This is a genomic window from Neobacillus rhizophilus (assembly GCF_018343535.1).
Classification (GTDB): domain Bacteria; phylum Bacillota; class Bacilli; order Bacillales; family Cytobacillaceae; genus Neobacillus; species Neobacillus rhizophilus.
Genome location: NZ_JAGYPF010000002.1, coordinates 126,664 through 139,421, shown reverse-complemented (window position 1 = coordinate 139,421; position 12,758 = coordinate 126,664). Strand labels below are relative to the sequence as shown.

General features: G+C 44.6%; 10 protein-coding genes. 1 reads left to right on the top strand and 9 read right to left on the bottom strand.

Features of this window, described 5'->3' with window-relative positions:
- Nucleotides 1–78 precede the first annotated feature (78 nt).
- From KHA99_RS08610 to KHA99_RS08600, 3 genes are all read right to left on the bottom strand, one after another.
- Nucleotides 79–1,479, bottom strand: a complete 1,401-nt coding sequence (locus KHA99_RS08610) for a S8 family serine peptidase (RefSeq protein WP_213117053.1) — start codon at nt 1,477–1,479, stop codon at nt 79–81.
- A gap of 228 nt (nt 1,480–1,707) precedes the next feature.
- On the bottom strand, nt 1,708–2,367 hold the full coding sequence (locus tag KHA99_RS08605; RefSeq protein WP_213117052.1) for a response regulator: 660 nt from the start codon (nt 2,365–2,367) through the stop codon (nt 1,708–1,710).
- Nucleotides 2,342–4,207: a GAF domain-containing sensor histidine kinase gene (locus KHA99_RS08600; RefSeq protein WP_213117051.1), complete on the bottom strand. Its 1,866-nt coding sequence runs from the start codon at nt 4,205–4,207 to the stop codon at nt 2,342–2,344. The genes KHA99_RS08605 and KHA99_RS08600 overlap by 26 nt, the downstream gene beginning before the upstream one ends.
- A 457-nt stretch (nt 4,208–4,664) precedes the next feature.
- Here KHA99_RS08600 and KHA99_RS08595 point away from each other — a divergent pair, with 457 nt between their 5' ends.
- Entirely contained in the window at nt 4,665–6,467 is a 1,803-nt protein-coding gene (locus KHA99_RS08595) for a TIGR04190 family B12-binding domain/radical SAM domain protein (protein WP_213117050.1), read from the top strand.
- Between the two features lie 29 nt (nt 6,468–6,496).
- Here KHA99_RS08595 and KHA99_RS08590 read toward each other — a convergent pair whose 3' ends face one another.
- From KHA99_RS08590 to KHA99_RS08565, 6 genes are all read right to left on the bottom strand, one after another.
- Nucleotides 6,497–7,204, bottom strand: coding sequence for an ABC transporter ATP-binding protein (locus tag KHA99_RS08590; RefSeq protein WP_213117049.1), 708 nt, complete (start codon nt 7,202–7,204; stop codon nt 6,497–6,499).
- A gap of 1 nt (nt 7,205) precedes the next feature.
- A complete protein-coding gene (locus tag KHA99_RS08585; protein WP_213117048.1) occupies nt 7,206–7,985 on the bottom strand; it encodes an ABC transporter ATP-binding protein in 780 nt (259 codons plus the stop codon).
- Complete coding sequence (locus KHA99_RS08580) at nt 7,960–8,934, bottom strand: branched-chain amino acid ABC transporter permease (protein WP_213117047.1); 975 nt, start codon at nt 8,932–8,934, stop codon at nt 7,960–7,962. The genes KHA99_RS08585 and KHA99_RS08580 overlap by 26 nt, the downstream gene beginning before the upstream one ends.
- A 14-nt stretch (nt 8,935–8,948) precedes the next feature.
- Nucleotides 8,949–9,830, bottom strand: a complete 882-nt coding sequence (locus tag KHA99_RS08575) for a branched-chain amino acid ABC transporter permease (protein ID WP_213117046.1) — start codon at nt 9,828–9,830, stop codon at nt 8,949–8,951.
- A 139-nt stretch (nt 9,831–9,969) separates the two neighbouring features.
- Complete coding sequence (locus KHA99_RS08570) at nt 9,970–11,154, bottom strand: ABC transporter substrate-binding protein (protein WP_213117045.1); 1,185 nt, start codon at nt 11,152–11,154, stop codon at nt 9,970–9,972.
- A 315-nt stretch (nt 11,155–11,469) separates the two neighbouring features.
- Entirely contained in the window at nt 11,470–12,681 is a 1,212-nt protein-coding gene (locus KHA99_RS08565) for an MFS transporter (RefSeq protein WP_213117954.1), read from the bottom strand.
- Nucleotides 12,682–12,758: the final 77 nt, after the last annotated feature.

Sequence of the window (12,758 nt, the reverse complement as noted above, 5' to 3'; positions counted from 1 at the left end):
TCCGGAATTAGGAGGTAAATGCAAATAAAAAGAGAGCCTGCACCGTCGTACGGGCTCTCTCTCCTAACTTTACGAGATTTACTTGAATAGTACTTGTTGCAGGGCAGCATACGCGTTAACGTAGCCAGCGCCGACTTCCCAAGATTCGTAGCCCGGCATGGTGGTGGCGGTATCCTGCAGCACCTGTTTAACCTGGTCAGGGGTTAAGGATTGATCTGCTTCAAGCATCAGCGCCACGATTCCAGCAACATGCGGAGTTGCCATTGAGGTGCCGCTCATCGTTGTATAAAACGGCAGATATAAAGGTTCAATCAACCCTACATCTGTTGTCAGCCCTAGGCTGGAAACCGGGGCAACGACACGTGTCGAAATTATGTCGACTCCAGGAGCGGTAATGTCCGGCTCATCCTTCCACGTCCAAGCCCGTCCGTCCATGGTAAATGTACCGCCAACTCCCTTCGTTCCCCGAGAAGAGAAATCCGCTAATTTAAAGTTCTTATCCCCAGCGGCAACGGAAATGACCCATGGCGCCTTCGCATATGGATTATGGGTGTTTTCCGCCGGCCCTTCATTACCTGCCGCAAATAATACGGAAATGCCATTGTCATAGGCTGCTTTACTTGCGAGATTAATAGGGTCATTCGGATCAAAATCACCCGAGCCGCCCCATGAATTGTTAATAACGCGAATATTATACTTTTCTTTATTGGCAATGGCATAATCAAAGCCGCCGATTCCATCGAGTACAAGCAGGGCAGCACCGGTACCGTAGCCGATTAAATCAGCACCAGGAGCGACACCTTCATACTTTCCGCCTGACATGGCGCCAGTTGCGCCGATAATCCCTGCAACATGGGTCCCGTGTCCAGAGTTGGTATCTGTATTCGGTACATTTTCAAGATATTTAATTGGCACCAAACCGCCTGTCAAGCTATTCAAATTGGCACTGCCCAAGACATTCTGGACGAGATGGCTGCCAAACTGCAGGTCCCCGTGGGTACCGTCCACGCCGCTGTCGTTAATGACTACGCCGACACCCTTGCCTGTTATCGGAAGTCCGCCGTTTGCCTCTGTCATGGCAGTGTCTGCCCGCGCTTTATCAACGCCTGTCATGGCTGTTGCATCGGCATTATAGTATTCGAGGTTCCGATTCAAGTAAATCGATTTGACCCCAGGTGCAGCAGCAAGCTTTTCAATTTGGTCTTTTGTTGCGAAGGCACCGACAATCGGCAGTTCTTTCATTGAGATTCCTTTGGTAATGCCCAAATTCAATAATAGGTCCTCATTGTCTTGTGTCGGTGCACCCACGCCGTCAAAGGTAACAATGACCTGGAGCGGCTGGGTCCCATTCTTAAGTGCTTTCACCAGCCGTGAATCAAGGACAGCTGTCGTGATATCCGCTTTAGCCTTCGGAAGATTTGGCAGAACAAGAGTTAGTAATAAGGCACAGATGACAAAGCCAGTTAACCATCTTTTCATAATACATTCCCCTTTTCTAACATAGACTCCCTTAATTATCTAAAAATTCCACCAAATATCCTATTCAACAAAGAGTCTATTTCTAACAGGAAAAGGTACTATTTTGTAATCCTACCAACGTTTTACCAGATAGTACTCGCAAAATCCTGAAACAGGACAAATGGACCAGACCAAAAAAAGAGAACCTAGACCCGCCAGCATGGTTCTCTAGCAAACTTCATATACCCACTACGTCAACGGCACAAGCTGATTCTGTACAGCATAAATAACGACCTGGGACCGGCTTTTAACGCCAAGTTTCTTGAAAATGTTGGACACGTGGATTTTGACCGTTTTGTCACTGATAAACAGCGTTTGGGCGATTTCTTTGTTATTCATGCCCTTAACCAAGCATAGAAGCACTTCCTTCTCCCGTTCAGTCAGCGTCGAATCCGCAGCCTTTTCTTCCTCAGCTGGCTCTGGTTTAGCCGGAGGCTGGAAAAAGCCCAAAAACTTCTTCGTCATCGATGGGTGGATGACCGACTGCCCGTTTGCCACCGCCCGAATCGCATCGACCACATGCTGAGAAGGGGCATCCTTCAGCAAATAACCGTCGGCCCCTTCGCGAATCGCCGACATAAAATATTCATCATGGTCAAACATCGTCAGAATCAAAACCTTAATAGATGGGTACATTTTTTTTATAATGCTCGTTGCTTCAATGCCATTCTTCTCAGGAATGTTAATATCCATCAAAATCACATCCGGCATTACCCCTTTTACCTTTTCAATTGCGTCATTGCCATTGATCGCTTCCGCAATCACCTCAATATCGGTTTCCATTTCCAAAATATTTTTCAACCCATCCCGTAAAACGGCATGATCATCGACTAGCATAAGCTTGATCACGCAACTCACTCCCTTCAATCCCCATTCTTGGCACCGTTAAGGTTATCTCTGTTCCGGCTCCTTCTCGGCTGTCTATCTGCAGTGAGGCCTGAATTTTATCAGCCGATTCATTCATATGTAATATTCCAAAATGCGGGTGCTCTCGGGCCTTGACCATGGCCTGGAAAAGCGAAAAACCCTTGCCATTATCCTTCACCTTCAAAAGCACATTCTCCTTTTGATAGCTTAACAGAATATCAATTTTCGATGCTTCAGCGTGCTTTACGGCATTTTGAAGGCTCTCTTGGCAAATATCAAAAATAATTTTTTCAACCATCGGGCTCAGGTGAAATTCAGGACCTCTGGTCTCTAACTTGATATTCTGCTTATGCTCCCGCTTAACCGTATTTATTTTCGCGGATATCGCCGACAATAGTCCCACCCGTTCTGTTGGATATGGCCTTAACGCATAAATGGATTCCCGCACCTCTTTCAGACCCCGCCTTAGTTTCTCGGTGCTCTCGCCCATTAACCGAAGTGAATCCTCCGGCATCTTCGCAAATTTCCGCTGTGCCGTTTCCAGATTCATAATCGCACCGGCGAGCGACTGGGCCACACCGTCATGGATGTCCCGGGCAATCCGATTTCTTTCTTCTAAAATCAACCGCTTCTCCTGCTCGGCAAACAGCCATCTTGTTTTAATAAGGACTGCCAGCTGATTGGCAAGGGTAGCCGCAGAGCGCATATCCTCCTCGCTAAAACTGTTGGTCCGGCTTCTCCCAAAAACAAACATCCCAACCAGCTCTTTTTCTAAAATTAAGGGGGCATAAAGTATTGACCCTATTTCCTCCTTAAAAAAAATCCCTGCCGGACTCGGGTCTCTTTTGGCATTATGATAAACGGTTAATTTTGTCATTTTATCCAGGGCGGCAGCCGTTTCCTCCGACATCGTTAAATCTTCCTTGACAGGGCCAGCCGCAAATCGGAACAACCAGCCTTCCGGTGGACGTTTCCACAAAATCCATGCTTCCACATCAATAAATTCTTGAAGATTATTTTTTAAAAAAGTTAACCAATCAGACCTGGCAATTTTTTTATTCAGCTCTGATGAAATGCTGAACAATGCCTTCAGCTTTGCCTTTTCCTTTTTTAAATTGGCAATAATTGAGCTTAGCAGGGCCACACAGACCAACGGGATAAAAAAGAAGAAAAAAGAAAAAATATCAATCGTTCCCCGCCTTTGATTTCCCAAAACATGCAACAAAACAATATAACCATAGGAAAAAAGAAAACTATAAACCTCAAAGAGAACTTTCATCTTCCAGATTTTCAGATTATACGTTTGTGGCCTGATAGCAAAAACAAGATCCACAATGATATTATTCATGAAATAAAAGGGGATGATGAGCAAATTAAAATGGATGATTCCCTGCAGCACCCTTGACAGCCCTTCGATTGGCAACTGTGGATACAGCCACTGGCAAAGCAGATGGGCAATATAAAAACTAATGACCTGCATGGCCGGATTAAAGAAAATAATTCGGAGCGGCCGTCTATTCATAATGTTGGTGGCTGTAACAATAATCCCATAAAAAACAATCGTATAGGCTAAGCCATCCATAAGGTATATGGCATAAACCAATGGAAATGAGATGGTTATTTGGCCTTTCCAAACAGGAACAGGAAAAAGCTCCACAATAAAGAGAAACATCACCAGCAGCGTCAAAATCATTGGCTCGCGGGGTACCATTAAATTAAACAAGCCAAATTGAAAATAAATAAACACTCCAAAGACAGAGATAAATTGTAGGAATTGCCTTGATAGCTTCTCTTTTTTTTGCAAAATGCCGATATCGCCCAAAGCTTCCCCTCCAAATCTATGACGATTTACTTAATTTTCTGTTTATTTTAGTTTAATGTATTTATAGATTGAAAACAATATGAATGCCTGTTCAGCCGGCCAAACGTCCGTAAAAATAAGGACCCAACCCGGTCTAATGAACACACTAACCGGACTGGGTCCCTCGCAAACCATAATGGTTTGATATCCACTATTATGTCATAAACCGCTATGCGTTTTCTATTTGGCTAAAGGATTATTCTTGCCTACTACCTTTGTAGTAAATTCGGCACAAAATCACCTAAAATTTGTCACCTGTTTGTCACTCTAACTAACAACTACTATAGTAAACTAAAATAAACAGCGATAATAGTATTAGAAAACCTTGTGAATTTCCTCACAAATTCTTTCTTAAAAAAACATTTATATATATACCCCAAAAGGAGTTATTACACTACAAATCAAAGAGGTGTTTCCCATGAAATACGATTTAGTACTGCTGCATGCTCCAAGTGTTTACGATTTCCGAAAAAATCCTTTGCTTGCCGGACCAATCAGTGATGTTGTTCCATCCTCGCCCGTTTTTGAAATGTACCCGATTGGACTGACCAGCATCGCCGACTATTTGGAGCGTTATGGACTCCGCGTAAAAATCATCAATATCGCCAACCGAATGCTAATGAACCCAAACTTTGATGTCGAAAAAAAATTAAAATCGATCAGGGCAAGTGCGTTTGGCATTGACCTGCACTGGCTGCCACATGCCCACGGGAGCATCGAGCTGGCGAAAATCGTCAAGCAGCATCATCCGGATACACCGATTATTTTTGGCGGATTGTCGGCCACGTATTATCACAAGGAGTTAATCCAATACCCATTTATTGATTTCGTGATGCGCGGGGACTCGACAGAAAAACTGATGCTGCTGTTGATGAATAAGCTAGAGACTGGAAATACTCACTTTGCGGATATTCCTAATTTAACGTGGAAAAAGAGCAGCGAGACTGGCTATAATCCGTTAACGTACGTGCCAAAGGATCTCGATGATATCGATGTTCCCGGGTACCGCTACACCATTCGGTCCGTTTTCAAATATAGGAATTTCCTCGACCCGCTGCCATACAACGGCTGGCTTCAATACCCGAACACCGCACTGCTGACAGCACGCGGATGTACACAGAACTGCCTGATTTGCGGCGGCTCGAGGGAGGCATATGGGCAAAACTGCAACCGTCAAACGCTAGCATTGCGGTCACCGAAAAAGCTCGTCGAGGATATTCAATTTATTTCCCGGTTCAGCCGCGCGCCGATATTTATCCTCCATGATCTGAGACAAGGCGGACAAGAATATGTTGAGGAATTTTTTAACCGGTTAAAAAAATTGAAGCTAAAAAACGAAATCGTCTTTGAGTTGTTCCAATATGCAGATGAAGAATTTTTCCGGCTGATGAATGAAAGCGTCCCTCATTACAGCATTGAAATTACCCTCGAAACTCATGATGAAAAAATTAGGAAATATAACGGGAAATTCAGCTGCTCAAATGAAAAGGTTATCGAAACACTGCAGTTCGCGCTCAAAAATGGCTGTAAAAAAATTGACCTGTTCTTTATGGTCGGGATTCCAGGACAAACGTATGAAAGTTCTATCGAAAATATCGACTTTTGTGAAACTATCCACCTGGCCTGTGGGAAGGACTCAAGAATCTTTTACTTCGTTGCCCCGCTCGCACCATTTTTGGATCCGGCGAGTCCGGCCTTTGAGCACCCGGAAATCCATGGCTATAAAAAATTGTGCCAGACACTCGAAGACCATCGCAAGGCCATCACCCAGCCATCCTGGAAACATATGCTCAGCTATGAAACAAAATATATGACGCGAGAGACAATCGTCGGCGCCACCTATGAAGCAGCACACAGGTTAAATGAATTTAAATTAAAATACCAGCTAATTGATCTAGCCGGCTTTCAGGATATTAAAGGGAAAATTGAAAAATCGAAGGCCTATATTAGAAAAATTGACCAAATTCTGGCCCTTCCGACAGAAAAACAGTCTGAAGAGCTGGCTAAGCTTGCCAAGGAAATTGAGGAACTAAACTATTACAGCATTTGCGGCAAGAACGAGTTAAAGTGGGAGGTCCAAAAGAATTATGCTAATTTCTTCTCGCTTGCTTTAGTGGGGCTTGAGCAATTGTATGTCGAATACAAAAGTAAAATTAAGCATTCATTCCAGCCGAAACATCGTTTTCAATTTACACTTGATTCGGAGCAGCAAAAAATTTAAAGGTACCGGAGTTCACTCCGATACCTTTTTTAATGCCCACCTAGGTAGGCTTTTCTAATTTGGTCACTGGCACTGAGTTCTTCAGCTAAACCAGAGGCGACTATTTTTCCTGTTTCAATGACGTACGCGCGGTCAGCGATGGATAACGCCATGTTCGCATTCTGTTCAACCAGCAGGATCGTTGTTCCCGTTTTATTGATTTCCTCAATAATCTGGAAGATTGTTTTGACGAGCAGCGGTGCAAGGCCCATGGAAGGCTCGTCCAATAATAGCAGCCTAGGGCGTGCCATCAGCGCCCGGCCCATCGCGAGCATCTGCTGCTCACCGCCTGACAGCGTACCCGACAGCTGTTTTTTCCGCTCCAAAAGGCGCGGGAACAGCTGATAGATTTTTTCAAAATCCTCCTGGATGCCCTTCTTATCCTTACGTAAAAAGGCGCCTAGCTCCAAATTTTCCTCTACCGACATATTGGCAAACACGCGGCGGCCTTCTGGAACCTGGGAGATCCCGCGCTTCACAATCAATTGCGGCACCTTGCCGGCAACATGCTCGCCTTCAAACACAATCTCGCCAGTCTTCGGTTTCAAAAGCCCGGAAAGGGTCTTTAACAGCGTGCTTTTTCCGGCACCATTCGCACCGATCAGCGTCACTATTTCACCCTGGTTAATATCGAGGGATACTCCTTTTAATGCATGGATATTTCCGTAATAGACATTGATATCGTTGACTTTTAGCATACTAAGAGACCTCCTCGCCAAGGTACGCTTCGATGACTTTTGGATTGTTGCGGATTTCCTCCGGAGTACCATCGGCAATTAGCTGGCCATGGTCCAATACATAGATTCTTTCACAAACACCCATAACAAGATTCATATCGTGCTCGATTAAAAGAATGGTTAACGAGAATTTTTCGCGAATTAACGCAATCAGGTTCATCAGTTCATCAGTTTCCTGCGGATTCATCCCTGCTGCCGGCTCATCCAAAAGCAATAGCTTAGGATTTGCTGCTAATGCCCGGGCAATTTCCAAGCGGCGCTGCTGTCCGTATGGCAGGTTCTTCGCCATTTCATGCTGGACATTATCAAGCTTAAAGATTTTTAAAAACTCGATTGCCCTTTCTTCCATTTCTCTCTCACCGGAAAAATGGGAAGGCAGGCGGAAGATTGAACTGAAAATCGAATGCTTCGCCAGTGAATGATAGGCAACCTTTACATTATCGAGGACCGATAATTCGCCAAACAAGCGGATGTTTTGGAATGTCCGGCTGATTCCCTTTTTGGTAATTTTATATGGCTTATTGCCGTTTAATTTTTCACCGGCCAAAGAAATCGTCCCCTCGGTTGGAACATAAACACCTGTTAACAGGTTGAAGAAGGTCGTCTTACCGGCACCATTTGGCCCGATCAGTCCGACGAGTTCTCCCTGCAAAAGCTCTAGGTTGACCCCGGATACTGCTTTTAAACCGCCAAATCGGATGCCTGCGTTCTCTACTTTAAGCAACTGTGTTTTTGTTCGCATCTTGAGACCCTCCTTGCGCGGATTTACCTAGCTTGAAGAAAGACGTAATTTCCTTTGTTCCCATCAATCCTTGCGGGCGGAACAGCATCATCGCAATTAACACAAGGCTGTAGATAACCATCCTAACTTCCGGATAATTGGCTAGGAACGTTGAAATGATCGTTAATAAAATCGCTGCCAGCACTGCACCAGACATACTTCCTAATCCGCCTAGCACGACAAAAATCAAAATATCAAAGGACTTCAAAAAGCCAAAGTTGGTTGGCTGGATGATGTAAAAGTTATGGGCATGCAAGGCACCTGCCACACCGGCAAAAAAGGCACCAATGACAAACGCCATTACTTTGTAATAGGTCGTATTAATCCCCATCGCATCGGCAGCAATTTCGTTTTCGCGAATCGAAATGCAGGCGCGGCCGTGGGTAGAATTCGTAAAGTTGACAATGATGATAATGGTAATGGCCACACAGGCAATCAGCCATGGCCAGGTAATCAGGTGGGAGACCGTCATCCCGGAAGCGCCGCCAACATAATCAATATTCAAGAAGACAATTCGCATGATTTCCGCAAAACCTAGAGTAGCGATGGCAAGATAGTCGCCTCGGAGCCTTAGGGTTGGAACCCCGATGACTAAACCGGCAACAGCAGCGGCCGCACCGGCAGCCAGAATCGCGACCGGGAAGGGCAATCCCAATTTCATTGTGATAATGGCTGAAACATATGCCCCAACGGCAAGGAAACCGGAATGGCCGATCGAAAACTGCCCGGTAATGCCAATGATCAGATGAAGCGATGCAGCAAGGATAATATTAATGCCGATTGAAAACAGAGCATTTACATAAAAAGGGTTTAATGTCCCGCCATTAATCAGGAACTGTACGACAACTGCAAAAACGACAGCTAAAACAACGGAACCCCAAAAGCCTTTTGCGTTATTTAACTTTTTCATCTCACCAGCACCCCCTAGACCTTTTCCCTGACATTTTTGCCAAAAAGACCAGCAGGGCGGAAAATTAAGATTAAAATTAACACCACAAAGGCTACAGCGTCACGGAATAGCGAGCCTCCAGCTGCGCTGACAAGGGCCTCAATGACACCCAATAATAATCCTCCGGCCATTGCCCCAGGGATAATACCAATTCCTCCTAGAACAGCGGCAACGAAAGCCTTAAGGCCCGGAATGATCCCCATCAATGGCTCAATTTTTGTATAGTACATTCCAAATACCACCCCGGCTGCACCGGCAAGGGCAGATCCGATTGCAAAGGTAGCAGAGATGGTGTTGTTGACGTTGATTCCCATCAATTTGGCTGCATCCTGGTCGTGGGAAACGGCGCGCATCGCCTTACCAATCTTAGTTTTATGGACAATAAATTGAAGAATAATCATTAAACAAAGGGAAACGGCCAAAATTAGGATGGACTGGCCGCTAATCTTAACGCCGAAGATCTCCAGGCTTTTTAATGGAACGATGTTGCTTGGATAAGCCTCAGGCTGGGCGCCGCGGATATAAATGGTGCCATATTCAATGAAAAGCGATACCCCGATGGCGGTAATCAGCGCCGCAATTCTTGTCGCATTCCGAAGCGGCTTGTAGGCAATCCGTTCAATCAATACGCCGAAAATTGCGCAGGCCACCATTGAAATCAATAATGCTGGGAAAAATCCTAAATGGAGAACAGTAATAGAATAAAAACCGATAAAAGCGCCGACCATGAAGACGTCCCCATGGGCGAAGTTGATTAACTTGACGATGCCATATACCATTGTGTACCCAAGGGCAATCAATGCGTAAATACTTCCCAATGAAATGCCGTTGACTAGCTGCTGTATTAGTTGTTCCATGTCGCAACTCCTTCCAGTGGGAATAGGAAATTTTTCCTAATCCTTATAAATTGGAATAGGGAACATCAACATGCTCCCTATTCATTTGACGTTATAAAATTTGTCTAGCTCCAGCGCCTAGGAGCTTACGCTTTTCCAATTACGGATTAACTTTCGTTTTGAATGTTTGTTCGCCGTCTTTGTACTCTAAGATGACAGCTGATTTGATTGGGTTGTGGTCCTTATCAAGCTTCATTTGTCCTGTTACTAGATCAAGGCCATTTGTTTCTGCAAGAGCCTTTTGAATTTTCTTGGAATCTCCGCCGCCAGCACGTTTGATGGCATCAGCAAGGAAATAAGCAGAATCATATCCTAAAGCGTTAAACGCATCTGGAGATTTGTCCTTGTATTTTGCTTTAAAGGCTTTTACAAACTCTTGAACCTTTTGGTCAGAATCGCCAGAAGAATAGTGGTTTGTAATGAATGTGTTATTCAAAGCATCCTTGCCGGCAAGTTCTACTAGTTTAGGAGAATCCCAGCCGTCAGCACCCATCATTGGCGCATCTAGACCTAATTCACGAGCCTGCTTGACAATTAAACCAACTTCTTCATAATATCCAGGGACGAAGACGAATTCTGGGTTTTTCCCTTTAATATTCGTTAATTGGGCATGGAAGTCTGTATCCTTCGCCACATATGCTTCTTGAGTGACAACCTTGCCGCCTTCTTTTTCAAACTTTTCTTTGAAGGAAGCCGCTAAACCTTTTGAATAATCACTGGAGCTGTCAATAAATACAGCAGCTGTTTTTACTTTTAATTCTTTAGCCGCAAAGTTTGCTGCGACAGTGCCCTGGAATGGGTCAATGAAGCATGTACGGAAAACATAATCATTTAATTTGCCGTCTTTTACCGTTACGTCAGCAGCCGTACCAGTCGGCGTGATGATTGGAACATTGTTGCTTTGCGCAATTTCAATCTGTGCTTTTGTATTTCCGCTTGTTGCTGCACCGATAATGGCTGAAACCTTGTCTTGGCTGATCAGCTTTGTCGCGCCATTAATCGCTTCAGGTGCTTCAGACTTATTATCAACGACAACCAGCTTCAATTTCTTGCCGTCAATTCCCTCTTTATTGATTTCCTCCAGTGCCAGGTCAATACCTTCCTTAATGGACTGGCCATAGGATGCTACCCCGCCGGAAAGCTCAAGGTTGGCACCGATTTTGATTTCGCCGCCCTTTTCATCCCCGCCGCCTGAACTAGTGGATGTGGATGATCCACAGCCGGCCATTACGCCTGCAGCTAGCATAAATGAAGCAAACACACCTGCTAATTTTCTTTTTCTCACGACATTACCCCCTGTTTTTTAAAAGTTTCCCAAATCATTGTGCAACTCTTCCCAAAACATATAATATTCTGAAAACATTGTACATAATAATTAGGGGTTCGTCTAGTACCTACATCCACTATTTTAAAATAATTTTGAAAATAATAATAAAAGCTTATTTCTGGGCGTTTTTACACGTTATTCCGCTAAAGCGGAACTGTATTTATTTTTACTTTAAAAAGCAAACTATTTTTAAATTATTTTGTCTAAATATGGATATATTCCTCGTTTTTCCAGAAATAAAGAACCCTTGAAAAAGGGCCCTCCAATAAATCATTATACCAATTCTTGTTTTTTCGTTTCTTTTCCCAAAAGAAACACTGCCAAAGCACCAATTAAAATGGATATACAAAATATTGTAAAAATCGTAGAGACAGCATACTTTTGAGCCACTAAGTAGCCAACCAATAATGGACCGAGCACACCACCGATACGGCCGATGGCAGCAGCCATTCCGGCACCTGTACCGCGGATTACCGTTGGATATTGCTCCGGGGTATAGGCGTAGAGCCCGCCCCAAGCGCCAAGGTTGAAAAATGATAATAAAATTCCTGCTGCCATTAACAGTGCAGTAGAGTCTGCGGTTCCAAAGAAATAAGCGCTGGCAGCCGTTCCGGTTAGGTAGACAACCAAAACAAACTTCCGGCCAAACCTTTCAATGCACCACGCCGCCGTAAAATAACCAGGCAGCTGAGCTAGCGTCATAATCAACACATACTCGAAGCTTTTAATCAAACTGAAGCCCTTCATCACCATGACACTCGGCAGCCATAAGAACATTCCGTAATAGGAAAACACGACACAGAACCAGACAACCCAAAGCATAGCTGTCTGTCTGCTATACTCTTTTGACCAAAGCTGAGTGAGGTTATGAAGGACGGAGCTCTTTTCCTTCGTTTTAACTGCTGCAAATCGTGGTGAGTCAGGAAGCCCCATCCGCAAATATAAGGCATATAGGGCAGGAATCGCACTGATAAGCAACGCTGCCTGCCAGCCAATCGATGGGATGATGAAATAGGAAATGACCGCTGCAATCAGCCAACCGCCTGCCCAAAAGCTTTCCAATAGAACAACGATACGGCCGCGTTTTTCAGCCGGGACACTTTCGGAAACAAGCGTTGAAGCGACCGGCAGTTCTCCTCCTAAGCCCATTCCAACTAAGAACCGGAGAATTAAAAAGACAGTCAAAGAGCCTGCAAATGCCGATGCACCGCTTCCTATCGAAAATAATAATAAAGTAATGATAAAAACATGTTTCCGCCCGATTCGGTCAGCCATTAAGCCGAAAATTAGCGCACCGACCGCCATTCCAATCGAGTTGATGCTGCCAATCCAGCCCATTTGGCCGGGAGTTAAACTCCATTCTGCCGCCAATGCCGCTATGATGAAGGAAAGCATCCCTACATCCATGGCATCAAACATCCAGCCCATCCCGGCAATACCGAGCAGTTTCGTGTTTGATAACTCCTGTTTCTTTCCTGATTTCATCTTAATAAAATCATTGCCAGAAACACTATTTGTGTTAGCCATCATAAGCCCCCCTCTATTTTCAGAGTTTCTGATAT